Origin of the sequence: Commensalibacter oyaizuii, from assembly GCF_029953265.1 — a bacterium.
Lineage (GTDB): Bacteria > Pseudomonadota > Alphaproteobacteria > Acetobacterales > Acetobacteraceae > Commensalibacter > Commensalibacter oyaizuii.
This window is the reverse complement of record NZ_JASBAO010000001.1, coordinates 1895920-1922500: the sequence shown is the minus strand read 5'-3', so window position 1 is coordinate 1922500 and position 26581 is coordinate 1895920. Positions and strand designations below refer to the sequence as shown.

Genomic DNA, 26581 nt, shown 5'->3' with positions numbered 1-26581 from the left:
AATAAGAGGCATATGTCGAATTACTGTTACTTTTTTGCTTTCTTTAAAATAATACAGCTGAAGTATTTTAAGATTTTGTGTAATATAAAATTTTGGTTTTTATCTCTCAAATATTTACATCTCTTAAAGCCTACCTTATCATCTATATATGTTTGATAGAATTAAATGATTTCCAGCTTAATTTTTAATCCTATACTTGTATTGTAAATAAGACCTTTGCTGTAATTCGATCAAAAGAAACTGTGTAAAGTAATCCCCAACAAATATACTGGTGTGGAATATCTAAATAAGCAGTAGCTTGAACTTTAGTCCTTTTATTACGCTAGGTCTGTGCTACATAAAAAACGATGTCAACCTTTGAAAACAAGGAAGTATGATTATGACAACGCATCTAGTTTGGTTCAGAAATGACTTACGTGTTCGTGATAATCCTGCCTTGTCAAAAGCTTGCGAAGATTCCGATGCTGTCGTACTAGCACTATTTGTAGAGACTCCCAATCAATGGGAAAGCCATCACATGTCGCCAAGACAAGCACAATTTATTCATGACAACCTAAAGCATCTACAAACCGAACTGGCAAAATTAAACATTCCTCTATTATATGAATGCTGCAATGATTTCACTGAAACAGTATCGAGGGTTGTTGATATATGTAAACAACACCAAGTCGACAGTTTATTTTATAATCGACAATATGAGATCAACGAACACAAGCGAGATTTACAAGTTAAACAGGAACTAAGTCCTGCGGTAATTTGTCAAGAATTTGATGGGAACCTCTTTGTTCCTCCGTTAAGTGTGCATAATAAACAAGGCACAATGTATAAAGTATTCTCACCTTTTCAACGTGCATTTATTAAATTTTATATGCAACGAGAACATCCTATTTACCCAAAACCAAGCAAGCGCAATCATTCCTGCTCTGACACACCTCTTCCTAAACCAACGTATCCAACAAAACCATATGAGTTTTTCAAAGCAGGTGAAACAGCGGCACGCCAGAAGCTTGAAGAATATTGCGACAAATTCGTTGAGGACTATAATAAATATAGAGACTTTCCCAGCAAAAATTATACCAGTCAACTATCGGCCTATTTAACCTTGGGTGTTTTGTCAGTTAGACAATGTTTTCATCATTTGTCTCAGAAGCATCCTTCATTTTTAAAAGATCGCCAAAACGGTGCTTTTGCGTGGTTTAGTGAATTAATATGGCGGGAGTTTTATCATCATTTGATTGTTGCCCATTCTTATTTATGTAAACACAAGCCATTTATAGAATGGACTGATCATATCCAATGGCAAAATAATACTGACCATTTTGAAAAATGGAAATCTGGGCAAACAGGATATCCCATTGTTGATGCAGCCATGCGGCAACTGAACGAAACGGGTTGGATGCACAACAGATTACGTATGATTACCGCCAGTTTTCTTGTCAAAGACTTACTGATTGATTGGCGATGGGGCGAACGATATTTCATGTCTGAACTGACTGATGGTGACTTTGCTGCCAATAATGGTGGATGGCAATGGGCGGCTTCGACAGGGACTGATCCCGTTCCTTATTTTCGCATCTTTAACCCAACAACCCAAGGGAAACGTTTTGATCCTGAAGGCTTCTTCATTCGGGAGTGGGTGCCAGAATTGAAACAAGTTCCAAGCAAATTTATTCATACCCCACACCAGTGGGCTGAAAATACAGGTAAGCCCTTAAAATATCCAAATCCAATTGTTATTCACAATATTGCCCGCAAAAAAACTTTGGAAGCATTTGAGAAAGCCAAAAAATGAGTATTATCTAAATATTCGCTCTGACCAGAAATTTGTTTCTAAATTCAATTGATATTATGATGTGCGAATAAATCATTCTAACGCAGCATCAAACAACCATTAATTAAAAATTTACAATAAATATTCTATTTCTTTGATTGTTTGCTTCAATGAATCTTTATTAGAATATAAATACCCACTAAGGAAAATATCGCTTCCCTTACGATAAAGAAGATTAAACGATAATTTATAAATATTTCCTTCTGTAACAATGACAGGTCTGTATGGACTTCTATCGATTGTACATTCCAAGGAAATCATCTGATCTTCACCGTTTAAAAAGCAATTCTCCTCATCACGGTTAATCATTTGCTCTAATCCATGATTAAAATTTTTCAATGCATCATAGCTTATGACAATATCTTTTGATGCAAACTTACATTCGAGTTTTTGAAAATAGATATCACAATTGATATTATCCCCAGACTTCCAACACTTTTGATTTGTAATTGATTGAGAAACATCAATCTGAATCAGTTCACGTTCACCTTTAATTTCTATCATTTTCATTTATACCATAGTAACTATACTGAATAAAATCTATCAAAGTGATAATAAATCTTGATGAAAATCCCACAACGCTGGTCTGGTAACCACTAAAGATCCCTTCAATTCCATTGCATCATCAGGAGTATTACTGGTAAAATATGGATCGTAAAACTCGAATTCGAATACGTAATCCGAAGAATCTTCAACCCTTCTACATTCTAAAGAAGCATAGATATTTACAAATGGAAAAAAACCACAATTATCCGAATTATAATATGTTTCATCAAGCCAAGAGGGGAAAAAAAGTTTTAATTGTTGTCTGAACCAAGAATCAGGTTTACGATTTGACATTTCATCAATACTAGGCTTTGGCTTACTTTTTAATAAACCTCCTAAACTAGTTCGAAAATTTGATAAAGACAAACTTGAATCGTCATCGTCTTTACATATAAAAAAAATATCATCATTTTTGTAAGTAAAAGTATAGTTTACATTACTAAGATAGTTAATTTCAAATTGAAGAACGCCACCATCTTTTCCTTTAATTTCTATCATTTTTTCTTCTGCCCTACCTAAGAATTCTCTGATTGTTATCGACATGAAAGGCCTGGAACATAAAAAACGACCTCAAATAGGTCGTTCAATAAGTTTGTCTATGTTTCTATCTCAATTGAGAAATTTATAATAAAAGTTCAATTTCTTTTTCAAAAGACCTTAATGAATCTGTATCAACGAATAAAAAACCTTTAAAAGACATATCACTGCCGGCATAATAAAAAAATTCAAATTCTATTAGTCTATCAAAATCCTCATTCTCTCTTAAACTAGGAAACCCATCTTTATTTTTATGAATTTTTAAAGAAACAACACCTTGTTGGTCGCTTAATAAGCAATGATCTTTTTCATTATTTAAAAGTTGCGTTAAATCAGTATGAAATTGATTGAAAGCGTCATAACTTATAACAATATCTTTCGATGTAAACTTACACTCAAATTTTGTAAAATAAACATTACATTTTACAACATCACCAGATCCCCACTTTTTTTTACCCGTGACGAATTCAACAATATCAAATTGAATCAGTTCATTTTCACATTTAATCTCTATCATCTATTTATTATCCATTAGTTTAACTCTAATTCTTGATAAAAACTTACTAACGCCTCTTCTGAAACTAACAAAGCCCCTGAAAATAGTATTTCATTGCCATCAGGAGGTGAAACAGGATATGGATCAGGAAAATCAAATTCAATTAAATAATCTGAAGAATTTTTAAGTTTTTTAATTTCGAAATAAGCATATGGATCTTGACATATCCAAGCACAACTATCCTTCATATCTTTGAGTGGATATTCAAACAAAAAAGGCAGTGGATCTTTTAATAGTTTTTTAAACCATGAATCAGAATCAGATTTTTGATTTGGTGGTTCTTTTAAATAAAGATAAGGACTGTTTGCTATTAATCTTCTTAAGTCCTGTTGAAAGTATAAAAAACTCCAAGTATCATGTTCATCTATATCTTTATATATGAAAACAATATCATTATTTCTGTAATAAAAATGAACCTCTACATGACTACTAGAGGTTCCTGATTTTCTCTCAATCTGAATAATCCCATCGTGCCCTTTAATTTCAAATATTTTTTCTTTCATTTTTTATCTTCTTTTCTTTTTCATGATTTGGTTATTTTATAGCATCATATGACCCAATTATTCACACCTCCTAATTTCTGATATCTTCGCTATTTTGGAGGTAATTCTATTTTGTATTTACCAGTTTTATAGATACCAACTTCAAATTGCCTCATATCTTTTATAAATGGTCTTTCGAAGATACTTCTACTTCTGTAAATCGTTGCCCTGCCAGCTTGGCTTCTGAAAAACTTAGGCGTTTCCGTATATAAGAAATGTTTGATCGTCCACGTTCTTTCATTGACAAGGACTTCAAGAACAAATTCTTTCCCTCCTCTATATACCACTAAATTATACATTGCATACATCAATCCAAAGCCACGATTTGACTGATCTTTTGAGCGAACACCGTGCCTTATAGCAAACTCTAAAATTTCTTTAGGAACATACCGCCATTTCTCACCCATATGCCTTAAGGCTGTTTCTTCAAATTTCAGAGTAATTGCTGACAATCCCTTTTTTAACCTTGTCTTTAAAAGAAAAGTAATGGGTGCTGCAAGCACTTGCTTACTAATTTGAATATTTGTTGGATATTTCCACTCCTCACCCCTTGCAAGAGTATCTTTTTTAGCCTTTAATCTATTTGCTCTTATTTGTAGGGCTTTGCTGGCTGGGTTTGTAACTGTATTTTCCGCAATATGCATTCCAGTATAGGCCTTATTTATTGCTATGTCGGCCATGCGATTTAAAGCCCTTCCTGTAACACGCGCTGCTGGAGCAATTGCCTTTTTTACTAGTGCAGGTCCACCCAAGCCAATCAAATCATCAGGACTAAACCAAGGCTCTTCTAAAGGAGGATCGTATATATATTTATGAGCAAGTTTACCTTCAAAATCATAAATATGACCATGTTTATCATCATATCCAATGCACATCCCTGTATACAGGTCAACAATCGGTTTCATACCTTCAGGCGTTGGCATTAAAGAAAAGTATTCTTCTGGATCTATAGGAGCAGATCCAGTAAATGGATATGATGGTGGTTCTGCAGGATCATAGTTACCTCGATATTCACTCATCTTGCAAATTCTCTCCATCATCCGCAATAAGAGTATCCAAGACAATTTCTTTGGCACTTGCTTCACAAACACCGACTTCTGGATGATATTCGAAATAGGCATCTACTGAACAAGAGTCTTCATATTGATCCTCGTCATTGATATAATCCTCTTCAATTTGCACATCGTCACTGTAAAGAGGGAATAAGATATCGCTTAACTGCCTAAATTGATCGGTGGCCCAACTGTCATTAAAACGTGCTTCAAAGGCATGCCCCATTTCCAAAGCACTAATGTTGCCTCCTCCCATAAAAAGCATACTCATGGTAACCATTGATCTGTACCATAAGATTTTGTGCTTATCTGTGTATCTTGTTTCTGTGCTAGAAAGCCTATTCTTTTTAATAACTTGTAAAATAACACAAGGGGTTTTGGGGGCTGAAACCCGACTGTTCATGCCTTTGACAACAGTTAACTTTGCGCCCTTAATTGGGATAGCTTTTTGCAAGAACTTGCCAACGACATCATACATTTCCTGATGGGTTAGTTTTTTTAATTTTGGAAATTCTTCATCTTTTGGGACTGTGGCTATTACTTTTGCAGTTGTTTTCTTCGTTGCTTTTGCAGTTTTCTTTGCTGGTTGTTTATCATTTGTTTAATTGTCGTCTATCATTTTATTGTTTTCCTGTTAGAGCGATGAGTTAAGACATAAAAAAAGACGCAGTAATTGCGCCTTTGATTAAATAGTTCGATTAATTTTTAGATTTTGAGCATAAAAAAACGACCTCAAAACGGGTCGTTTGGTATAAGTCTGATATTGCGATCTACCTTATAAATGCAACAATTTCATTGTGGTGTTTACCATAGCACAATTACACAAAAGTTTCAATGCATTGCGTCTTATCATGTCTGTTGGTTTTGCTGGTCTAACAGCGAGCTGATAGTTCTTATAACCGCATATCTTGTGTTTTTTAGTCCACAGCAAAAGTCGTTATCAAATGTATCTTCGTTTGAAAGAATAACTTGCATTTTCTATTTACCCTTCAAACAATTATCATCAGGCACATTTTTCATATATTAATTTTTACACAAACAACAAAAAGAGCAACTATAAAACTATAGCTGCTCTTTTATACTAAAACACTAAGTGGCCACAATTATCCTAAGTCAGAACTTGGCTGCCCTTTGATAATCAAGCCTTTGTCATCCGCACTGACTGGAATGTTTTCTCCATCATAAACATTCCCTTGTAAAACCAATTCAGCCAGTTGATTTTGTAGGCTGCGCTGGATAACGCGTTTTAAAGGACGAGCCCCATAAACAGGATCGTATCCAGCCTCTTCTAACCAATGATGGGCTTTTTCATCTAGATTCAGTTTAATTTTACGATCTGCCAACAGGCTTTGTAAACGGCTTAATTGAATATCTACAATTTTTGCCATGTCTGTTTTTTGCAATCTGCTGAACAGAATAATTTCATCCAAACGATTTAAAAACTCTGGTCGGAAATGGGCACGCACAACCTTCATCACCTCGGCCTGAACCAAATCCGAAGATTCACCATCAGGCTGATTGGCTAATACCTCAGAACCAAGATTACTGGTCAAAATAATCATTGTATTTCTGAAGTCAACCGTGCGCCCTTGGCCATCAGTTAAACGACCATCATCTAATACTTGCAACAAGATATTAAACACATCTTCATGCGCTTTTTCCACCTCATCAAACAAGATTACTTGATAGGGTCGTCTTCTGACTGATTCAGTTAATACACCCCCTTCTTCATAACCAACATATCCTGGAGGTGCGCCAATTAAGCGAGCCACAGCATGTTTTTCCATGAATTCACTCATATCGACACGCAGCATCGCTTTTTCATCATCAAACAAGAAATCAGCTAGCGCTTTGGTAAGCTCTGTTTTCCCCACACCTGTTGGGCCAAGGAATAAGAAGGAACCAATAGGACGATTAGGATCTTGTAATCCAGCCCTTGCACGGCGAACTGCATTGGATACTGCTTTTAACGCAGATTCTTGACCAACAACGCGATGACGTAACTCATCCTCCATCCGCAATAGCTTGGCCCGTTCACCTTCCAACATTTTATCAACGGGTATACCTGTCCAACGCGAGACAACTGCTGCAATTTCCTGATCGGTTACTGCTTGTGAAACCAATTGTCCAGCTTCTGGATGTTCATGGCGTTTATTTTGTATTTCTTCAATCTTCTTTTGCAGATCAGGAATGTCACCATAAAGCAATTGCGATGCCTTGGCCAAATTGCCTTGTCGTTGTGCGACTTCAACCTCTGAACGTGCTTGGTCTAACTGTTCTTGCAGTTTTTGCACGCTATTAACCTGCTCTTTTTCAGCATGCCAAGCAGCGGTCATCGCATTAGATTTTTCTTCCAACTGAGCTATTTCACTTTCCAACGTCGCCAATCGTTCCTGACTGGCAGCATCTTCTTCACGTTTTAATGCTTCGCGTTCGATTTTTAATTGAATTAAACGTCTGTCTAACTCGTCCAAAGCTTCGGGTTTGCTATCAATTTGCATCCGCAACCGACTGGCTGCTTCGTCAACTAAATCGATGGCTTTGTCAGGCAAAAACCGATCTGTGATGTAACGATTGGATAATGTTGCCGCTGCAACCAAAGCACTATCTGCAATACGAACCCCATGATGCAATTCATATTTTTCGGCAATACCACGCAAAATGGAAATCGTATCCGCAACTGTAGGCTCGCCCACATAAACAGGTTGAAAGCGTCGAGCTAATGCAGCATCTTTCTCAATATACTTACGATATTCATCCAGCGTGGTTGCGCCAATACAATGTAATGTTCCACGTGCAAGTTCTGGTTTTATTAAATTAGACGCATCCATCGCCCCATCGGTACGACCAGCACCGACAATCGTATGCATTTCATCAATAAACAAAATAATTTGCCCAGCCGCGGACTCTACCTCTTTCAAAATGGCTTTCAACCGTTCTTCGAACTCACCACGATATTTAGCACCAGCAACCAAAGACCCCAAATCCAGAGCCAATAATTGCTTGTTCTTTAATGCTTCGGGAACATCGCCGTTCACAATGCGCAACGCAAGCCCTTCGACAATAGCGGTTTTACCCACCCCTGGTTCACCAATTAAGACAGGATTATTTTTTGTACGGCGTGCCAATACCTGAACCGCACGGCGAATCTCTTCATCGCGACCGATAACAGGGTCTAATTTACCCTGGCGGGCAATTTCGGTCATATCGCGAGCATATTTTTTCAAAGCGTCAAAGGATGCTTCTGCATTGGCACTGTCAACTTTTCTGCCCTTCCGAATGGCATCAATAGCTTTGGACAAAACCTGTGCGGAGACACCGTTTTTTTGCATGGCATATCCTGCGGGTGTATCTGATGCAGCGATGGCCAATAATAACCGATCTTGGGCAACATATTCGTCACCAGCCTTTTTGGCTTCTTGTTCAGCACTGTCCAACACGCGAACCAACTCTGGTGTTGCTTGGGGTTGTCCGGCTCCCCCACCTTGTACTTTGGGTAAAGAGGCTAATACGTGTTCGACAGCCCCTTGAATTAATTTTGGATCCCCACCAGCGGCGCGGATTAACGCTGCTGCTGCCCCTTCTTCATCATCTAGCAATGCTTTTAACAAGTGCTGAGGTGTTAATTGTTGATGGAATTCACGAATAGCAATTGTTTGAGCTGCTTGTAGAAAACCCCTTGAACGTTCAGTAAATTTGTCGATATTCATAGTTATTGTCCCTTTCAATAGGCGACAAGCCTGTTTTTCACATGCGACATCCCAATATTAGGCAATGTCTTGTTTGTATCTTTGAATTAAGTATGTAAGTAAGATTTAAAAACAATAAGAATATTATCAAGTATCAAAAAAAAAATTTTTGATCTCCTTTCTTATCTATAGAGTAAAGAAAATTCCCTTTTCTTTAGCTACATTTAATATACATTAAATATGCTTTTAAATGAAGAAAAAACTTAAAAAATATTGTTTTTTTAATATCATTTTATCTAACTTGACTGTACTAATCGCTTAATGCAGTATTGGCGTTCACCTCCTTATACTGTTTTGTAAAATAAATGAATCTTCTAAAATTATTCGCGTTAATTTCCCCAATGGCAAGGTGGGGATAATCCTACTTATTATATAGGTGCCAAACTGTTAGATTGGCTCGCCTCTAAAATAAAACGCCTGTATTTGATATCTCTGTGCCCCGACCTGATCACTCATTTTGTATTGAAAATGGTATGGCTGGCGGAACAGAACCAAATGCACAAATTAAACAAACGTGGCAAATTATTCATTCGCAGACTCCAAAAAAAATAATTACTTTTGGTGGGGATTGCTTGATTTCTCTTGCCCATTTTGCATAGCTAAGTGAAATTTATGGTGATCAACTAGGCATGTTGTGGATTGACTCCCACCCCAATGTACAGATACCCGCACAATATTAAAATGCACATGCCCATGTTCTTGCAGCATTAATGGGAGTGGGTGATCCCGATTTAACCCAAACTGTCAACCAGATGATTTTAATTACGTTGCTGAAGGACAGTTAAAAATATGCGATGTTCTTCATCTTATTCATGAAACAACCACACTCACTGAAACTGTGGGGTTGACAATTGCTGAGCATATACCGTGGGATGTTATCAACCTAAAGTCTATGTTAGCACAACTGCCATTGATAAATGATTAAACAAAATAATTTTTAATCATGCGCAACGCACATTTCATCTTCATAAATTCTATTTAAAATACAATGATACGACACGATAACAAAAGGTATTATATCATCAACAAATAATCTTTTTTATATGTCTGAACGCAAAGCAGATGACAGTTATAAAAAATTCTGACATAATTATTAAGAACGAAAATCATTATCAATATTTACATCTATTTATCTCCATTATGAACAATTTTAATCTTAGCGCTCTTTCCCCAGGGAAAAATAGTATTATCGACCATGTTGAAGATTTCTCTTCCCCCGACCCCATTGCAAATCGCTTACGCGATTTGGGATTTGTGCCAGGTGAAACCGTCAAGGTCATTGCATTTGGACCTTTTGGTGCCAACCCTATTGCAGTACAAATTGGTTCTACCCGCTTTGCCTTACGTCGCTCTGAAGCTCAAAGAGTGATCTTACATTCGAATTCGTAAAATGATGACAAACTCTAAACAAAATAACTTTTCCAGAATTGCACTGGTTGGAAATCCAAATTGTGGAAAAACTGCACTTTTCAACCAATTAACAGGCAGTAGACAAAAAGTAGCCAATTATGCTGGCGTTACCGTTGAACGTAAAGAAGGTCGTTTTACTAGCCCCCAAGGACGTTCAGTAACTATTATTGACCTTCCTGGAGCATATAGCCTAAATGCAACTAGCCCTGATGAAGAGGTAACCCGCGATATGTGCATGGGGAAATATCGCAACGAAGCAGCACCCGATGCATTAATCTGTGTTATTGACGCGACGAATTTACGACTTCATCTGCGTTTTGCACTTGAAATTTGCCGTCTCAAAAGACCAACAATAATCGCTATGAATATGAGCGACATTGCAAAAAGACATGGGATTGAGATCGACATTCCAAAATTAGAGTCGATTTTAGGGATTACAATTGTTCCAACCGTTGCAACTCAAAAAGGTGGGGCAAAAACATTATTAGACTCTATTGATCATGCTTTTAAAATTCCAACAATTGAATTAACAGACGAAACTGATTTACATGTCGAGGTCAGAAATCTTCTTTTAGAATGTGTGAAATATACATCTCAAACCTCTACTGCTTTTAATGAAAAGGTTGATCGTTGGGTTTTACATCCCATTGTTGGCCCTATTTTTCTTTTGATATTACTTTTTATTATGTTCCAAGCAGTATTCTCTTGGGCTCAACCTTTTATGGATGGAATACAAGATCTCACAACTTGGCTAGGACAACAAGTTGCTCATTTACTGCCTGATGGCATGTTACAAAGCCTGATCGTTGACGGCATTTTTGCTGGGGTAGGTACGACCTTTGCGTTTCTCCCACAAATCCTGATCTTATTTTTATGGATTTTGTGTTTGGAAGAATCTGGTTATTTACCTAGAGCAGCATTCTTATTAGACCGTATTATGGCATCTGTGGGATTAAATGGGCGTTCTTTTATACCGCTTTTGTCCAGCTTTGCTTGTGCTATTCCTGGAATTATGGCGACGCGTACCATCCCTAGTGCCAAAGACCGTCTGGTTACTATTTTAATCGCTCCTTTGATGACATGCTCTGCTCGTTTACCTGTATATGCCTTGTTAATCGCAGCATTTATCCCACACAAAACAATAGGATATTTCTTTAACCTACAAGGTATCGTCCTCTTTGCGTTATATGTCTTGGGCATTGCCACAGCGTTTTTGGTTGCCCTTATTCTTAAGAAAGGCAAAAGCAGCTATGAAAATTCATTGTTATTAGAGCTGCCTGCTTATCGTTTCCCTAATATACGATCAATTATTTTTGGACTATGGCAACGTATTGAAATCTTTGTTTCTCGCGTTGGAAATATTATTTTAACCGTTAGTATTCTATTATGGTCTTTATCAAGCTTTCCTAAACCCCCAGCCGGGGCAACAGGCCCTGCTATTGATTACAGCTTTGCAGGCATTATTGGACATTGGATTCAACCTTTCTTCTCTCCTGTTGGATTTAACTGGGAAATTTGTGTTGCTTTGATCTTAGGGTTAGCAGCTCGAGAAGTTGCCATTACTTCACTTGCCACTGTTTATGCTGTTGGTGCAATTGATACAGACGCCCCCACCCAGCTGATCCATTTCTTGTCATCACAATGGAGCATTGCAACTGGTCTTGCCTTCTTAGCTTGGTATGTTTATGCCCCTCAATGTTTTTCAACACTTGCCGTAATTAAAAAAGAAACAGGCTCTTGGAAAATCGTTATTGGAACGACTGCCTATCTCTTCTTTCTGGCTTACTTCTGTTCTTTTGCCACATGGCATATCGCATCATTATTCTTTAAATAAGGAGAATAGACTATGCAAACCACTATTGTTATTTTAATCATCAGTTTATGTATTTTATTTTGGTTAAATCGCTTTTTCCCCAAAATAGGGAAAATATTATGGCAAGGACTAGCAAATACGTTAAAACTAATTCATGCACCAGTTTCTACTCAACAATGGGCATTAAAACACTGTAATCCAACAAGCAAAAGCGTGTGCAGTTCTTGTGATAAATGCAGTAAATGTCATTAAAAACTTATTAATCACCTAATTACATCAATGGATAGAAAATAATCTGTCCATTGATATAGAATTGACAGATTATTTTTGACAATCTGAAAATCAATCAACACGCTTGAGCCAAATAATAAAATCTATACAGACCACTTTTACCAAAAATCATATCAAACTTTCTTATTTTTAATTTCACACCATCAGACAAAACACATCTTCCATATTACCAATTACACATCCAGTTTTTCCGTATTATATTCAACTTAAATATAAATACTTAGGGAAAAATACGATGAAAAAAGTTATTGATATCCGTACACAACCAGCCAAACATTGGGTCGGGGATGGGTTTCCAGTTCGGACGTTATTTTCCTATCACGAGGGTAAGGAATTAAGTCCGTTCTTACTGCTTGACTATGCATCTCCGTATTATTTTGCACCATCTATCGAAAAAAGAGGTGTTGGCCAACACCCACATCGCGGATTTGAAACGGTCACTATTATGTACAAAGGAGAAGTAGCACATCGCGACTCTACAGGCAAAAGTGGAATTATTGGCCCTGGTGATATACAATGGATGACTGCAGGATCAGGTATATTACACGATGAATTTCATTCTGAAGCCTTTACCCAATCGGGAGGAGAATTCGAAGTCGTGCAATTATGGATTAATCTACCTGCACATCATAAAATGACCCCGCCTAATTATCAAACCCTTACAAACAACAATATACCAACGGTTCATCTATCAAACCATCAAGGTTATTTACGTGTTATTGCGGGCCAATTCCAAGAACAACATGGTCCTGCAAATACTTTTACACCCATGAATATTTTTGATGTCAATTTAAAGCAAGATGCAACAATACCTTTTACTCTGCCCATAGGTTGGACGACAATCATTGTGGTTTTGCATGGCTCTATCACCATTAATAACGATTCAACTGTGACAAAAGAACATATTGTTTTAATGGATACTATCGGGCAAAAACTAGAAGTTAAAGCAAACTGTGATGCTGCATTTCTAGTATTAAATGGTGAGCCCATTAATGAAGACGTTGTAGGCTACGGTCCCTTTGTTATGAATACAAAGCAAGAAATCACCCAAGCTATTCAAGATTTTAATAGTGGTAATTTTTGACGATTAATTTATAAAAACAAAACAATCACTATAAAACCAGAAGTAATTGCAGCCTTCATTGTGTTAATGAAGGCTATTGTTTCACTAATAGCGATACATTTCAGGTTTAAATGGACCTTGAACCTCCACCCCAATATAATCAGCTTGTTCTTTATTTAATTTAGAAAGCTTTGCACCGACTTTATCCAAATGCAAAGCAGCAACTTTTTCATCTAAAAATTTAGGTAATGTATAAACTTTGGCTTCGTACTTGCCAGCAGGCGCATTCCAAAGCTCAATTTGAGCCAACGTTTGATTGGTAAAAGAGGCAGACATCACAAAAGATGGATGACCTGTTGCATTCCCAAGATTTACCAAGCGCCCTTCGGATAACAAAATAATACGATTACCATCTGGGAAGACAATTTCATCGACTTGAGGTTTAATATTTTCCCATGTGAAATTGCGAAGTTTACCAACCTGAATTTCGGAATCAAAATGCCCAATATTACAAACAATCGCACGATTCTTCATTGCACGCATATGATCAAGGGTAATAATATCTATGTTCCCCGTACAGGTTACAAAGATATCACCACGAGGGGCAGCATCTTCCATAGTAACAACTTCGTAACCTTCCATCGCTGCTTGTAGCGCACAAATTGGATCGACTTCAGTTACCAATACGCGACATCCAGCATTCCGAAGGCTGGCAGCAGAACCTTTACCCACGTCACCAAAACCTGCAACAACCGCAACTTTACCAGACATCATCACATCAGTTCCGCGGCGGATCGCATCAACCAAGCTTTCACGACATCCATAAAGATTGTCAAATTTGGACTTCGTTACACTGTCATTCACATTAAATGCGGGCACCAATAGTTGACCCTTTTTAGCCATTGCGTGCAAACGATGAACACCCGTGGTTGTTTCTTCAGAAAGACCACGCACATCTTTTAACATTTCTGGATATTTTTCATGCATCAAAATGGTTAAATCCCCACCATCGTCCAAAATCATATTGGGAACCCAACCGTTAGGGCCGTGCACCGTTTGTTCAATACACCACATGAACTCTTCTTCGTTCATTCCTTTCCATGCAAAAACAGGAATGCCAGCCTCTGCCATCGCTGCTGCTGCATGGTCTTGGGTTGAAAAAATATTACAAGAAGACCAACGAACCTCTGCACCCAAATTAACCAGTGTTTCAATTAACACCGCAGTTTGAATGGTCATATGCAAACAACCCGCAATACGTGCGCCTTTAAGAATATTTTTTCCTTTATATTCTTCACGCAGTGCCATTAATCCAGGCATCTCGCCTTCGGCAATTGCAATTTCTTTCCTACCCCAACCAGCAAGTGAAATATCTTTTACTTTATAATCGTGCTGTGCACTCATTGTTTTTCAGTCTTTCTTATGGTGATTAAATATATAATAGGATCATTTTAATATAAAATTATAATCCAAGAAGATTCATCTGATGAATTATGAATAAACAATCCCATTATAAAAATTTATAAATATTTATAGAGCAATTTGGAATAATACTCTTTTTAAATATTTGATAATTAGAACATTATGTATTTATATTTTTATGTTATTATCCAAAAAACGTCACGATAATTAACAAATTTACATAAATTATTGTGCATAAACAGAGTTATCTTGGCCACTTGGCTGTGTAACCACTGCATTTGGCACCATTTTATTTCCTTTAGCAACCATACAAGATGTATAGGTTTGGTCATACTGCGTTTGAATACCCCCTTGCTTGCCATCAGAATAATTAGAAGCAGCCAAACCACCGCCCAAGGCACCAGCAGCAGCACCTATACCAGCACCACTACCGCCCCCTAGGGCACCGCCAAGTCCTGCACCTGCTGCTGTTGCTAGTACTCCGCCAATGATCGCCCGCTTATTCTGATGCGATGCTTGGCCATTTACGTCAGCAGCAGCAAGTCTTTGGCATTCTTGTTTTTCCATTGAAAATTGTTCAAATGATTTTCCTGAAGGTGGTAACATTTGAACACGAGGACCCATCGGCGTTTCCGCACAAGAGACAAGTGCTAAGATTGACCCCGTTAAAGCAACTAAACGCAATTTAAAAAACTTCATTATTTTAAACCTTCTCAAAAAGTAAAACAAAAGTATATTATTTCTTTAGATATGAGTTCAATATTTAAGATAATGTTTTCTATATTAAGATTAATCATACCCATTGGTGTCTATATCCATTACATTATTCGTACTTACATCCCAATACTAAATATTACACTTCTATATTAAATATTATGACCCGTGCTCTATTGAAAATTGCGAAACTAAATCACTAATATGTCCAATTTCAGACAGATTCAACCCTTTGGGTGTAGAGAGTTTAGTGTTACCTCTGGCAATACGTTTAGGGAGTACAACTTCATCAAAACCTAATTTATGAGCTTCTTTAACACGTAAATCTGCCTGAGGTACTTGTCTGACTTCACCAGAAAGACCAATTTCACCAAAAAAAACAGAGCCTGGCGAAGTCGGTTGATGGGTTAGCGCCGAAATTAATGCCGCAGCCACTGCTAAGTCCGCAGCAGGCTCGCTGATGCGCAATCCCCCAGCCATATTCAAATACACATCAACCCCGTTAAACTTTAAAGAGCACCGTGTCTCTAAAATAGCCAACAACATATTCAACCGCGCACTATCCCATCCGACCACCGTACGTCTGGGCGCACCATCTCCATATTTTGGGGCTAGTAAAGCTTGCACTTCCAATAAAACAGGACGGGTTCCCTCTAGCCCAGCAAATACCGCAGAACCAGCAATATGACCATGTCGTTCTGCTAAAAATAATGCCGAAGGGTTAGAGACTTCAACCAATCCCTCGCCTGTCATAGAAAACACACCAATTTCATCCGTTGCACCGAAACGGTTTTTTGCAGCACGTAAAATACGAAACTGATGCCCTCTATCTCCTTCAAAGTATAGTACTGCATCTACCATATGTTCTAAAACCCTGGGGCCAGCTAGTGATCCCTCTTTGGTAACGTGTCCTACAAAAATTAACGAAAATTCTTTTTTCTTAGCCATGCGGATTAACTCAAAAGCAGCCGCTCTTACCTGACTGACCGTACCAGGTGCACCAGTAATGGTGTCTAGCCACATGGTTTGAATCGAATCAATAATTACCAAAGTAATATCTTTTTCTGCATCCAACGTTGCTAAAATATCCGAAACATTAATTGAAGCCGCAAGCTCGATAAATTGGCGTTGTTCTGCACCCTCTAACCCCAAACGGTTGGCACGCATTCGAATCTGATTAATAGATTCTTCACCAGAAATGTAAAGCACCCGCAATCCTCGATTGGATAATGCACAAGCAGCTTGAAGTAATAAGGTTGATTTCCCAATTCCTGGATCACCCCCTACTAGACTTACAGATGATTGTACCAATCCACCCCCCAAAACTCGATCAAGCTCATCAATACCAATGGGTTGACGTGGCGGGGGATCACTGTCCCCATCCAAACCTGAAAAAACGATTTTTTGTCCACGATGTTCCAATACAGACAAAGGCGTTGATACGACCTGGCGTTCTTCCTCAACCGTATTCCATTCACCACATGCCTCGCATCGTCCCATCCATTTTGGATAAACAGAACCACAACTTTGGCAGACAAATTGTTTTGCGGGTTTTTTAGCCACCTTGACCCTTTATTTCTATTTTGGTTTCAACTTTAATGGGACCATGACGCAATCCATGTGTAAATTGATGAACATAAGGATTATCAGCTTCTAACAATTTGTCTGCTTGACCTTGCCAAATTAACTCACCTTGATACAGCATTGCTGCTTGGTCACCAATACGCTGGGCAGATGCCATATCGTGCGTAATTGCAATTGCTGTGGAACCTAATTTATCAACACATGCCTTGATTAATCCATCAATCACGGCCCCCATAATGGGGTCTAACCCCGTTGTGGGCTCATCAAAAAAGATAATTTCTGGCTTTGAAACAATAGCTCTGGCTAATCCAACACGTTTTTGCATACCTCCAGATAATTCATCAGGGTATAGATCCCCCACACGTTCGGGATCCAAACCCACCAGTTCTAATACTCGAAATGCTTTTTCATGGGCTTCTAATCGGGTAATCGTTTTATGTTTTTTGCGATGACCATATAACAGGGCAAAAGCAACATTTTCCCATATTGGCAAACTGTCAAAAAGGGCAGCATTTTGAAACAACATTCCCATTTGTTCCAACTTTTCATCGCGTTGACTATGAGAAAGATCAAAAATATTTTTACCATCTATCTCGATACTGCCACTGTCTGGAACCATTAGTCCCAAGATGCAACGTAACAATACTGATTTTCCGCTGCCTGACCCGCCAATAATTACAAAAGACGTTCCCTCAGGCACATCCATGTTAATATTACGTAAGACCTGATTATTACCAAAAGATTTGGATAAATTACGAATACGTATCTTGGGAACTGTTACTGATGATGTCATTTTGAAAAAAAGATATCCGTTAATAAATAATCAAAGACAAGCAATAGGATTGATGCCGCCACAACGGCTGCGGTTGTTGCAGCACCTACCCCTTGGGCACCACCGCGACTGCGATATCCATGATAACATCCCATCAAAGCAATTAAAAAACCAAATACAGCAGCTTTAACCAGTCCAATTGTAATATCAATAGGCTTCACCGCATTTAAAGTTGCGGCAATATATCCTTGTGGGGAAAAACCAAGCTTAATGATGGAAACTGTAAAACCACCCATAACCCCCAAAATATCAGCAATAACGACCAAAAAAGGCAGGGCTATTGTTGCTGCCAGTAATCGTGGGGTAACTAAATATTTAATTGGATTGGTTGATAATGTGCGCAAGGCATCAATTTGATTCGTCACCTGCATCGTGCCGATTTCAGCAGCCATTGCTGCGCCAACACGTCCAGCAACCATTAACCCTGCTAAAACGGGCCCCAATTCCCGGGTTACAGCTAAAACAACGATACTGGCAATGGCACTGTTCACATGATATTGAGCCATCCCTGTATAAGATTGCAAAGCAATTACCCCGCCAGAAAACAGTGCCGTTAATGCCACAACAGGTAAAGAGAGATACCCAATATCAATTAAACTTTTCAAAAATATACGCCAATAAAACGGCGGATATAACAGATTTACAATGCCACGTAATGCAAATAGCGCCAGAGACCCAGCATGCTCAATGCCATTGATTACAGTGCGCCCCAATAATGCAAGCCACGAAAAAGGCCGATTTAATTTTTGCATCATACTCCCAAATAAATCGAATGTGTTAACGAGAAGCCACCATCGTCATTATACTATACCCGTATAAGTTAAATTATAACATACACTTGCGTTGCTACGGCTGATCAGCATACAGGTCTCATGTCTTACAAAGCTACTGTAAAATATCAGATTACTGAATCTTATACATCAATTATTTGATCATAATGTCAAATATCAAAACAAGATACAATTTCATATCATTTTAACTTTGTACTTTGATTGATTCTTAGTTAACGTTATGATTGCTTTCTTAATTTTGACTAATTATTCAAAAAAGCTTTATTTTATCAGGAGAGTAATTGTGCGTATAACGATGATCGGTGGAGGATATGTCGGTCTGGTTTCAGCGGCTTGTTTTGCTGAATTTGGTCTGAATGTTAATGTTGTTGAAACCAACCCTGATCGATTAAATTCCTTAAAACAAGGCATGATCCCTATTTACGAACCTGGTTTAGATATTTTGGTTAGCAATAATATCAAAGCTAATCGTTTACAATTTTTTGATAAAATCGAAGAAGCCATTCCTGATTGTGAAGCCATTTTTATCGCCGTTGGTACTCCCCCTCGAAATGGTGATGGTCACGCAGATATGACCTATGTTCATCAAGCAGCTTTGCAAATTGCTCAACATTTAAAACAATACGCTGTCATTGTAACCAAATCAACCGTTCCAGTTGGTACTAGCCGACGTATTGCCCAAATTATTCGCCAAACAAATCCAGATCTGGAATTTGACGTAGCCTCCAATCCAGAATTTCTACGTGAAGGGGACGCAATTCAAGATTGCATGAAACCCGACCGTGTTATTATCGGCATTGAAAAAGAAAAAAAGGATCAAGGAAAAAAGGCACAGGCCGTCATGACCCGCCTATATCAACCGTTATTCCAACAAGAAACCCCTATTGTCTTTACCAATCTAGAAAGTGCTGAACTGGCCAAATATGCGTCCAACTGTTTCTTAGCTATGAAACTATCTTATGTTAACGAATTAGCCGACCTTTGCGAACAAGTTGGTGGGAATATTGAGGACATTACAAAATCTATGGGATTAGATCCACGAATTGGCAGATATTTTCTGCAACCAGGCCCTGGATTTGGGGGGTCCTGTTTTCCAAAAGATACACTAGCATTAATTCGTATTGCCCAAGAAGCAGGTGCACCCGTCCGTATGGTTGAGGCCGCAGCGCAAGCTAATGATGCCCGTAAAACCAATATGAGTGGTCGCATTATTAACTTATGTGGTGGCAGCGTCAACAATAAGACCATTGCCATACTGGGTTTAACCTTTAAGCCTAATACCGATGACATGCGAGAATCTGCATCATTACCTATTATCCACCGTCTAATCGAAGAAGGGGCACATATCAAGGCTTTTGATCCTATTGGGAATGAAAAAGCCCAACCTTTATTACCCAAAGCCGTTCAATATTTCGAAAATATTAAAGATACTGCCTTAAATGCTGATGCCTTAATCATTTTAACTGAATGGAGTGAATTCCGTTCTTTATCCCCTAATAAATTGAAAGAGTGGATGAAATCTCCCCTAGTCATTGATTTACGAAATATTTATGACCCAAAAACTATGATAAACGAAGGCATCCACTATTATTCAATTGGCCGCCCTCAAAAAGCATCATTGTCTTAGGTCTTTGATTTATTTTTAATACGCATCATCATCGCACGCAACGGTGCCGTTATGCGCCACGATGATGATCGATATACGGAGTTTAATTCTTCTTTCAATTGTAAATTTTCAGCTTGTAACTGCTGAACTTGGGAAGACATCGAATAATCCATAGATACAGTATTTTTCGTTTGCTGATAAAGGTTTTCCCAACTTGCAATGCGCTTTGCCTTATCAGGCTCAGGTGATAAATAAACCATAAATTCATGAATGTGGGGTGGGGTAATATTATACCATCCTGCGCAAGCCATTCTTAAAATATCATGCTGTGCCAATGGGATCATAAGTTTTGCAAATAAATTTAAATGCAATACCCAACAATGAACATCTTCATAATGGTTTGGATCAAGAGTACGCTCCCCCCACTGTAGCGCTTCGACAAACGGAAACTGGCTATCAAACTCTGAAGCATTAAATTCATTCACCTGATAGGCGTGCATCGAAGCGGCCAATTGATCATCCACTTTATTTAATGCAAAGTCCAAAACAAGATGTGTTTCTGGACAATGAGATTTTTTCATCCAAGCTGCTAATAAGTCAGATAAACGTGTTTCCTGACGTTTCATATCAAATGAGTAACGTCCATCAGGTAAGGCAAGCCTTAATTGGCCATTTGGTGTTAAAACATCACAAATTTGGTCAATCCAACCAATCAAGTTAGGCACATGTTCCCCAACATGAGATGCCACTATATAATCAAACTGCCCTTGCACACATTCCTTCAGCGGACGGTGATTATCCCAAACAAAATCTACGTCGACCAGGCGACTAAAATCAAATTTAGAATCCCAAGAAAATTGTTGCTTTAAATCTTCCGTTGACAAATGATCAGCATAAAAAACGTTGCCATCCTGACGATGTAACACTGGATCAACCAGTGCGCCAATTTCCATGCATCGATCTTGACCAAAGCAAATCCCATCCCGTAGACGCTGATGTCGTATCTCAACAAAAGAAGCCATAATCTTCACCACTACATAAAAAAGAAGGATTCACCAAAATGAATCCTTCTTTGAGAATTATAGTTTAGTAATTAATTATACAAGAGTAAAGTAGGCAAAATATCTTATTTTTCAATATAAACCAATTTACGGTTCACAAATTCCATAATGCCTTCTTTAGCCAACTCACGACCATATCCAGAATGTTTTACCCCACCAAATGGTAAATCTGGGGCAGTCCATGTTGGGCGGTTAATGAAAACCATACCTGTATCAATTTGGCTAGCAACGCGTTTCGCACGTTCAATATCTTTTGAGAAAACAGATCCACCTAAACCAAATTCAGAATCATTTGCCAATTCAATCGCAGCTTTTTCATCAGGAACACGGAAGAACATAGCCACTGGGCCAAAGAATTCTCTGTAAAATACAGGGTTGTCTTTAGTAATATTGGTTAAAATGGTTGCTTCCATAAATGCACCAGGGCGTTCTGGACGTTTACCGCCAATGACTGCTTTTGCACCATGTTTAATGGCTGTTGCTGTTAATTCGGCGATTTCTTGAGCTGCAGCTTCTGAGGATAGAGGACCAAGAGTCGTTGCACGATCCATTGGATCGCCCATGCTTAATTTAGAAAAACATGCTGTTAATCGTTTTAAAAATTCATCAGCAACAGATTCTACAACGATAAAGCGTTTTGCAGCAACACAGCATTGTCCTGTGTTGTTCATGCGACCCCATAGACCCCATTGACATGCTTTATCTAAGTCTGCGTCTTCAAGAACGATAAAAGCATCACTGCCCCCAAGTTCCATCGTTGATTTTTTCAGACATTCGCCTGCTTTACCAGCAACCGATGCACCTGCTTTTTCACTGCCTGTTACTGCGACACCACGAATACGACGATCTTCGATGATCTTACCAACATGCTTTGAATCGACAAACAGATTAATATAAGCACCTTCAGGTGCCCCAGCTTCTAGTAATAATTTTTCAAATGCTTCTGCACATTGTGGAACAATAGAAGCATGTTTCACAACGACAACGTTACCAGCCATTAAATTTGTTGCTGCAACGCGAACCAATTGATAATAGGGGAAATTCCAAGGTTCAACGCATAAAATAATTCCAACAGAATCGTGTTCGACGAAAGCTGTTCCACCATCTTTAGGTTTTAAAATTTCAGGAGCAAGGAATGTTTCTGCATTATCTGCATAATAATCAAAGATATCTGCGGTTAGATCAACCTCACCTTCGGCTTCTGCAATAAGTTTACCCATTTCCAAAGTCACTAATCGCGCAAATTCTGCTTTTTTAGCGCGTAAGATAGAGGCAGCTTTTTTCATAACCGCGCGACGTGTTGCAAAATCTGTTTGACGCCATTTCTTATATGCTGCATCTGCTTGATCAATCTTCGCAGCGACTTCTTGTTCTGTTAATGAAGTAAATGATTTAACTTCTTCATTATTAAAGGGATTAACCGTTTTGTAAGCCATATTTAGATCACACTCCTTAATTGTAATTTATTGATCAAACATGATTAAAATAGAACTAATTTGATCCTATATACTATATATATAGATTATTTTGCTAGAACATCAACCCAAATGATAAAATTTCACATTATTGTTACATTTAATTTTTTATATGCCGCTCTTAAGCCAACACAAATAAGGTTATCATTTATCATGGCAAGTTTATATAATTAAAACACAAATTTTATTGTGAATGTTAAATGAAGCTTAATTTATATTGCAGGAAATTCCATTATGAATTCAATTCTAGTTAGTGGCAGTCTCAATGCAGATCTTGAAACTGACGTTAAACGCTTTCCCAAGCCAGGGGAAACATTACTCGGAGGTCCTCTAAATATCAGTTGTGGCGGAAAAGGAAATAACCAAGCTGTTGCAGCGGCAAAATTGCAAGCGAATGTCACAATGTTTGGAGCTCTTGGACAAGATACTTTTGGTGAAATGCTGCTCAATAATTTAAAGGCTCATCATATCAACACGGACCATATTCTTATCCGTAATGATGTTCCATCTGCAACTGCATTAATCACACGCACCCATGATGATAATCACATTATCGTTACTGATGGAGCCAACAACACCCTAACCCAACAAGATATTATCAACGCATCAAATCTTATCCAAAGCCACGATATTATATTATTGCAACAAGAAATTCCAATAGAGGCTCAAATTAAAGCAATTGAGATCGCTTATGACTTAAAAAAAACTATTGTTGTTAATCCCGCCCCTGTGCGCCCCCTCCCCTTACATATTCTTAAAAAAATAACGTATTTATTACCAAATGAACACGAAATTATTGCATTGAGACAAACCCCATCCGATACTCCACAAGATATTATCTCACAGTCATCAGTACAAATTATTATGACCTGGGGGGCGAAAGGAGTTTTATTCAAAGATGAACATCAACAAACTAAACATCTGCCTTCATATAAAGTTGAAGTCATAGATACAACTGGTGCAGGAGACACATTCTGTGGGGCGTTTTGCAGCTTTTTACATCTAGGATTATCCAAAGCAATAGATAAGGCTTTACAAGCCTCTGCTTTATCCGTTACACGTTCAGGGGCCCAAGGAGGAATGCCAACCTTACAAGCACTTGAAGCCTATCACTTTCACAGATAATTAACCTTCTGTCCTAATTAATCATAACCACATGACTTACGACTTTTTCCATTATATTGATTTAATTGGTACCCTAGCTTTTGCTATCAGTGGCGCATTGGCGGCTATTAACCGTAATCTTGATATTTTTGGTGTCTTTGTCATCTCATTTATTACCGCCTGCGGCGGGGGAATTTTGAGAGATATTTGTATTGGCTCTTTCCCGCCAGCAGGCATGATTAGCCTAGAATATTTACTCATTATTACCTTATCAGTTTTCTTATGCGCCTTTTTTCAACGTTTGTTATTACGTCTTAACCACCCAACTCTATTTTTTGATGCTGTAGGGCTCGGATTCTTTGCCTCTTTTGGCGCGCATAAGGCTTATATCTTTACTGGGAATACAGAAGTCGCAATTATTTTAGGTGTTATTACTGCAGTTGGCGGGGGCATTTTAAGAGATACCCTAACCACAACCATACCTTCGGTTCTAACCAAAGAAATATATGCCTCTGCTGCGATCATTGGGGCTGTCATACAGCTATTGGGGGATAAAAACATTATCAATCCTGGCATTGCACCGTGGCTTGCGGTCATTATTTGCAGCTCTATTCGATTATTATCACTAAAATTTAAATGGAATCTGCCTTCAATCAAACAAGTGCAATAACTGTTTGAACTCAATTTTCTACTATTCTGAGAAAATTTAAAAGAAAAACTAGAAATTTCATAAAGAAGATAGTATTAAGTCATATCCTATAGGGACCCGTAGCTCAGCTGGATAGAGCGTCGCCCTCCGAAGGCGAAGGTCGTGAGTTCGAATCTCGTCGGGTCCGCCAATGAAATAACTTCTTTTCCAACAAACAATTTATAATTGAACACTTACATTCTTACTGCAGGAAGCATACGTATAAAATTTAAAAAACACGTTTCTTTGTACTTACTCGTAAAACAAAATCATATAGGCTAAGATGTGGCCGCACAATTGATTACGTGAACCAGCAATGAATGGTTTTACCATCCCTGAAAATAGTATTAAAATTTTATATTTTTAACAAAAAAAACCACAGCATAGAACTGTGGTTAAGAAAACATCAAATATTACAAAAACTAGTATGTAAACTTATTTTAGGCCTAATTGAGGGAAACGATATTTAACTTGTTCCCTAATTGCAGCTAAACTTCCAATGTTATTTAATAAGAAAGTTATAACACTCCCTAAAACGCCTAAAAATCCGCCTGCACCACCTGAAACAGCCTGCACTTCAACTGCGGATAACTCACGCATTGAACCTTTTTCAAAAGACATCCAAACAATCCTTATCTAAAAAATATTATTAACTACCTAACAGATAGAACGATATCATAACAAATATATTTAATCAATATGTTTTGTAGTCGAAATAATTTTTGAATCGATAGAAATTATATCACTATATTAATAAACTATTAAAAATAGTATTAATTATTTTTTTCTATTAAAACACTCTAAAATACGATAGAATATTGAAAATCATTAATCATCTTGATTTCAGTCACTTTTTTCCTAATTAATTAAGAGAAAGCCCCTATGATTGCCTTTTTTCAAACCCGTTATCTTTGGAAATTTATTATTTTTCTTGGGGTATTATTTTCTCTTATGATCCAATCTGGATATACAAAAACAATAACACTCTTGAATGTCTCTTACGATCCAACCAGGGCTTTTTATCACGAATATAACAAAGCATTTCAAAAATATTGGAAAGAAAAAACAGGTGATACGGTCGTTATCTACGAATCCCACGGACCATCTGGCAAACAAGCACGATCTGTCATTGATGGTATGCAAGCTGACGTTGTTACCTTAGCATTATCAGGTGATATTAATGCGATTAACAAATACCAACCTCTTATTGATCCGAATTGGCAAAATAAACTACCTAATCACAGCACACCCTATATTTCAACAATCGTATTTTTAGTCCGTAAAGGGAATCCTAAACAAATTCATGATTGGGATGATTTAATAAAACCAGGCGTGCAGGTTATTACCCCAAACCCAAAAACCTCTGGTGTCGCACGATGGAATTTTTTGGCTGCTTGGGCATATGCCTTGGAAAAATATGGCAGTGATGAAAAAGCTTATCAATTTGTAAAACAAATTTACCAACACGCCCCTATTTTAGATACGGGGGCCCGTTCTTCCAGTCTTAGTTTTATACAACGTGGTTTAGGGGACGTCTTAATCTCGTGGGAAAACGAGGCATATATGGCACTAAATGAATCTTCTAAGGAAGAATTTGAACTGATTACCCCTTCAACCTCCATTCTAGCCGCCCCACCTGTTGCTGTTGTTGATCAGATTGTAGACAAAAAAGGTACCAGGGCAGTAGCCACTGCTTATTTAACGTATCTATACAGTGACGAAGGACAAACCTTGGCTGCACAAAACTATTACCGTCCTAGCAATCCAGAAATTGCCTTAAAGTTTAAGGATAAATTCAAGGATTTAAAATTAATTACTATTGACAAAGTATTTAAAGGATGGAAACAAGTAAATAACAGATTTTTTAAGGACAATGCGATCTTTGATCAGATGATGCGTGAAATTAACCACTAA

At 37.9% G+C, this 26581-nt stretch carries 25 protein-coding genes and 1 tRNA gene; 11 read left to right on the top strand and 15 right to left on the bottom strand.

What is annotated here, in order from left to right; genetic code table 11:
* The first annotated feature begins 379 nt into the window (after positions 1-379).
* Positions 380-1792, top strand: a complete 1413-nt coding sequence (phrB, locus tag QJV27_RS08680; protein WP_281448535.1) for a deoxyribodipyrimidine photo-lyase — start codon at positions 380-382, stop codon at positions 1790-1792.
* 111 nt (positions 1793-1903) lie between these two features.
* Here the strand turns inward: phrB and QJV27_RS08675 are convergent, their stop codons facing one another.
* The 7 genes from QJV27_RS08675 to clpB form a co-directional block, all read right to left on the bottom strand.
* Positions 1904-2335, bottom strand: coding sequence for a hypothetical protein (locus tag QJV27_RS08675; RefSeq protein WP_281448534.1), 432 nt, complete (start codon positions 2333-2335; stop codon positions 1904-1906).
* Positions 2336-2374: 39 nt separating this feature from the next.
* Entirely contained in the window at positions 2375-2920 is a 546-nt protein-coding gene (locus tag QJV27_RS08670; RefSeq protein WP_281448533.1) for a hypothetical protein, read from the bottom strand.
* A 79-nt stretch (positions 2921-2999) separates the two neighbouring features.
* Positions 3000-3431 carry a hypothetical protein gene (locus QJV27_RS08665; protein WP_281448532.1) on the bottom strand — a complete coding sequence of 144 codons (432 nt, stop codon included), beginning with the start codon at positions 3429-3431 and terminating at the stop codon, positions 3000-3002.
* Between the two features lie 14 nt (positions 3432-3445).
* Positions 3446-3973 carry a hypothetical protein gene (locus tag QJV27_RS08660; RefSeq protein WP_281448531.1) on the bottom strand — a complete coding sequence of 176 codons (528 nt, stop codon included), beginning with the start codon at positions 3971-3973 and terminating at the stop codon, positions 3446-3448.
* A gap of 89 nt (positions 3974-4062) precedes the next feature.
* Positions 4063-5031 carry a hypothetical protein gene (locus QJV27_RS08655; protein ID WP_281448530.1) on the bottom strand — a complete coding sequence of 323 codons (969 nt, stop codon included), beginning with the start codon at positions 5029-5031 and terminating at the stop codon, positions 4063-4065.
* A complete protein-coding gene (locus QJV27_RS08650; RefSeq protein ID WP_281448529.1) occupies positions 5024-5542 on the bottom strand; it encodes a phage neck terminator protein in 519 nt (172 codons plus the stop codon). The genes QJV27_RS08655 and QJV27_RS08650 overlap by 8 nt, the downstream gene beginning before the upstream one ends.
* Before the next feature lie 625 nt (positions 5543-6167).
* Positions 6168-8774: an ATP-dependent chaperone ClpB gene (gene clpB, locus QJV27_RS08645; protein ID WP_281448528.1), complete on the bottom strand. Its 2607-nt coding sequence runs from the start codon at positions 8772-8774 to the stop codon at positions 6168-6170.
* 473 nt (positions 8775-9247) lie between these two features.
* On the opposite strand from clpB, the gene QJV27_RS08640 reads away from it, so the two are divergent.
* The 5 genes from QJV27_RS08640 (at position 9248) to QJV27_RS08620 (ending at position 13411) form a co-directional block, all read left to right on the top strand.
* On the top strand, positions 9248-9412 hold the full coding sequence (locus QJV27_RS08640) for a hypothetical protein (RefSeq protein ID WP_281448527.1): 165 nt from the start codon (positions 9248-9250) through the stop codon (positions 9410-9412).
* Between the two features lie 463 nt (positions 9413-9875).
* Entirely contained in the window at positions 9876-10202 is a 327-nt protein-coding gene (locus QJV27_RS08635; protein WP_346771190.1) for a FeoA family protein, read from the top strand.
* 4 nt (positions 10203-10206) lie between these two features.
* Complete coding sequence (gene feoB / locus QJV27_RS08630) at positions 10207-12057, top strand: ferrous iron transport protein B (protein WP_281449004.1); 1851 nt, start codon at positions 10207-10209, stop codon at positions 12055-12057.
* 12 nt (positions 12058-12069) lie between these two features.
* Positions 12070-12288 carry a DUF6587 family protein gene (locus QJV27_RS08625; protein WP_281448526.1) on the top strand — a complete coding sequence of 73 codons (219 nt, stop codon included), beginning with the start codon at positions 12070-12072 and terminating at the stop codon, positions 12286-12288.
* Positions 12289-12562: 274 nt separating this feature from the next.
* Entirely contained in the window at positions 12563-13411 is an 849-nt protein-coding gene (locus QJV27_RS08620) for a pirin family protein (RefSeq protein ID WP_281448525.1), read from the top strand.
* 84 nt (positions 13412-13495) lie between these two features.
* Here the strand turns inward: QJV27_RS08620 and ahcY are convergent, their stop codons facing one another.
* From ahcY to QJV27_RS08595, 5 genes are all read right to left on the bottom strand, one after another.
* Positions 13496-14794, bottom strand: coding sequence for an adenosylhomocysteinase (gene ahcY / locus QJV27_RS08615; RefSeq protein ID WP_281448524.1), 1299 nt, complete (start codon positions 14792-14794; stop codon positions 13496-13498).
* A gap of 243 nt (positions 14795-15037) precedes the next feature.
* Entirely contained in the window at positions 15038-15511 is a 474-nt protein-coding gene (locus tag QJV27_RS08610) for a glycine zipper family protein (RefSeq protein ID WP_281448523.1), read from the bottom strand.
* 174 nt (positions 15512-15685) lie between these two features.
* A complete protein-coding gene (gene radA / locus QJV27_RS08605; protein ID WP_281448522.1) occupies positions 15686-17089 on the bottom strand; it encodes a DNA repair protein RadA in 1404 nt (467 codons plus the stop codon).
* A complete protein-coding gene (locus QJV27_RS08600) occupies positions 17082-17903 on the bottom strand; it encodes an ABC transporter ATP-binding protein (RefSeq protein WP_281448521.1) in 822 nt (273 codons plus the stop codon). Before QJV27_RS08600 ends, radA begins: the two co-directional genes overlap by 8 nt.
* Positions 17900-18694, bottom strand: a complete 795-nt coding sequence (locus QJV27_RS08595) for an MlaE family ABC transporter permease (protein ID WP_281449003.1) — start codon at positions 18692-18694, stop codon at positions 17900-17902. Before QJV27_RS08595 ends, QJV27_RS08600 begins: the two co-directional genes overlap by 4 nt.
* Positions 18695-19001: 307 nt before the next feature.
* Between QJV27_RS08595 and QJV27_RS08590 the strand changes: the two genes are divergently transcribed.
* Positions 19002-20360: a UDP-glucose dehydrogenase family protein gene (locus QJV27_RS08590; protein WP_281449002.1), complete on the top strand. Its 1359-nt coding sequence runs from the start codon at positions 19002-19004 to the stop codon at positions 20358-20360.
* On the opposite strand, the gene QJV27_RS08585 is transcribed toward QJV27_RS08590, so the two are convergent.
* Together QJV27_RS08585 and QJV27_RS08580 are read right to left on the bottom strand one after the other, a co-directional pair.
* On the bottom strand, positions 20357-21361 hold the full coding sequence (locus QJV27_RS08585; protein ID WP_281448520.1) for a methyltransferase domain-containing protein: 1005 nt from the start codon (positions 21359-21361) through the stop codon (positions 20357-20359). The genes QJV27_RS08590 and QJV27_RS08585 overlap by 4 nt on opposite strands.
* 104 nt (positions 21362-21465) lie before the next feature.
* Positions 21466-22836: an NAD-dependent succinate-semialdehyde dehydrogenase gene (locus tag QJV27_RS08580; RefSeq protein ID WP_281448519.1), complete on the bottom strand. Its 1371-nt coding sequence runs from the start codon at positions 22834-22836 to the stop codon at positions 21466-21468.
* Between the two features lie 273 nt (positions 22837-23109).
* On the opposite strand from QJV27_RS08580, the gene QJV27_RS08575 reads away from it, so the two are divergent.
* The 3 genes from QJV27_RS08575 to QJV27_RS08565 all read left to right on the top strand — a co-directional run bounded on the left by QJV27_RS08575 (position 23110) and on the right by QJV27_RS08565 (position 24818).
* Positions 23110-24000, top strand: a complete 891-nt coding sequence (locus QJV27_RS08575; protein WP_281448518.1) for a ribokinase — start codon at positions 23110-23112, stop codon at positions 23998-24000.
* A gap of 31 nt (positions 24001-24031) precedes the next feature.
* Entirely contained in the window at positions 24032-24649 is a 618-nt protein-coding gene (locus tag QJV27_RS08570) for a trimeric intracellular cation channel family protein (RefSeq protein ID WP_281448517.1), read from the top strand.
* Positions 24650-24741: 92 nt separating this feature from the next.
* Positions 24742-24818: transfer RNA gene (locus QJV27_RS08565), tRNA-Arg, on the top strand.
* 284 nt (positions 24819-25102) lie between these two features.
* On the opposite strand, the gene QJV27_RS08560 is transcribed toward QJV27_RS08565, so the two are convergent.
* Positions 25103-25288 carry a hypothetical protein gene (locus QJV27_RS08560; protein ID WP_281448516.1) on the bottom strand — a complete coding sequence of 62 codons (186 nt, stop codon included), beginning with the start codon at positions 25286-25288 and terminating at the stop codon, positions 25103-25105.
* A 261-nt stretch (positions 25289-25549) separates the two neighbouring features.
* On the opposite strand from QJV27_RS08560, the gene QJV27_RS08555 reads away from it, so the two are divergent.
* Complete coding sequence (locus tag QJV27_RS08555) at positions 25550-26581, top strand: sulfate ABC transporter substrate-binding protein (RefSeq protein WP_281448515.1); 1032 nt, start codon at positions 25550-25552, stop codon at positions 26579-26581.

What these genes read in the sequence shown, in the direction of transcription:
- phrB (WP_281448535.1), top strand. Translation starts at nt 380, where the DNA reads ATGACAACGCATCTAGTTTGGTTCAGAAATGACTTACGTGTTCGTGAT.
- QJV27_RS08675 (WP_281448534.1), bottom strand. Translation starts at nt 2,335, where the DNA reads ATGATAGAAATTAAAGGTGAACGTGAACTGATTCAGATTGATGTTTCT.
- QJV27_RS08670 (WP_281448533.1), bottom strand. Translation starts at nt 2,920, where the DNA reads ATGTCGATAACAATCAGAGAATTCTTAGGTAGGGCAGAAGAAAAAATG.
- QJV27_RS08665 (WP_281448532.1), bottom strand. Translation starts at nt 3,431, where the DNA reads ATGATAGAGATTAAATGTGAAAATGAACTGATTCAATTTGATATTGTT.
- QJV27_RS08660 (WP_281448531.1), bottom strand. Translation starts at nt 3,973, where the DNA reads ATGAAAGAAAAAATATTTGAAATTAAAGGGCACGATGGGATTATTCAG.
- QJV27_RS08655 (WP_281448530.1), bottom strand. Translation starts at nt 5,031, where the DNA reads ATGAGTGAATATCGAGGTAACTATGATCCTGCAGAACCACCATCATAT.
- QJV27_RS08650 (WP_281448529.1), bottom strand. Translation starts at nt 5,542, where the DNA reads ATGTATGATGTCGTTGGCAAGTTCTTGCAAAAAGCTATCCCAATTAAG.
- clpB (WP_281448528.1), bottom strand. Translation starts at nt 8,774, where the DNA reads ATGAATATCGACAAATTTACTGAACGTTCAAGGGGTTTTCTACAAGCA.
- QJV27_RS08635 (WP_346771190.1), top strand. Translation starts at nt 9,876, where the DNA reads ATGACAGTTATAAAAAATTCTGACATAATTATTAAGAACGAAAATCAT.
- feoB (WP_281449004.1), top strand. Translation starts at nt 10,207, where the DNA reads ATGACAAACTCTAAACAAAATAACTTTTCCAGAATTGCACTGGTTGGA.
- QJV27_RS08625 (WP_281448526.1), top strand. Translation starts at nt 12,070, where the DNA reads ATGCAAACCACTATTGTTATTTTAATCATCAGTTTATGTATTTTATTT.
- QJV27_RS08620 (WP_281448525.1), top strand. Translation starts at nt 12,563, where the DNA reads ATGAAAAAAGTTATTGATATCCGTACACAACCAGCCAAACATTGGGTC.
- ahcY (WP_281448524.1), bottom strand. Translation starts at nt 14,794, where the DNA reads ATGAGTGCACAGCACGATTATAAAGTAAAAGATATTTCACTTGCTGGT.
- QJV27_RS08610 (WP_281448523.1), bottom strand. Translation starts at nt 15,511, where the DNA reads ATGAAGTTTTTTAAATTGCGTTTAGTTGCTTTAACGGGGTCAATCTTA.
- QJV27_RS08600 (WP_281448521.1), bottom strand. Translation starts at nt 17,903, where the DNA reads ATGACATCATCAGTAACAGTTCCCAAGATACGTATTCGTAATTTATCC.
- QJV27_RS08595 (WP_281449003.1), bottom strand. Translation starts at nt 18,694, where the DNA reads ATGCAAAAATTAAATCGGCCTTTTTCGTGGCTTGCATTATTGGGGCGC.
- QJV27_RS08585 (WP_281448520.1), bottom strand. Translation starts at nt 21,361, where the DNA reads ATGGCTTCTTTTGTTGAGATACGACATCAGCGTCTACGGGATGGGATT.
- QJV27_RS08580 (WP_281448519.1), bottom strand. Translation starts at nt 22,836, where the DNA reads ATGGCTTACAAAACGGTTAATCCCTTTAATAATGAAGAAGTTAAATCA.
- QJV27_RS08575 (WP_281448518.1), top strand. Translation starts at nt 23,110, where the DNA reads ATGAATTCAATTCTAGTTAGTGGCAGTCTCAATGCAGATCTTGAAACT.
- QJV27_RS08570 (WP_281448517.1), top strand. Translation starts at nt 24,032, where the DNA reads ATGACTTACGACTTTTTCCATTATATTGATTTAATTGGTACCCTAGCT.
- QJV27_RS08560 (WP_281448516.1), bottom strand. Translation starts at nt 25,288, where the DNA reads ATGTCTTTTGAAAAAGGTTCAATGCGTGAGTTATCCGCAGTTGAAGTG.
- QJV27_RS08555 (WP_281448515.1), top strand. Translation starts at nt 25,550, where the DNA reads ATGATTGCCTTTTTTCAAACCCGTTATCTTTGGAAATTTATTATTTTT.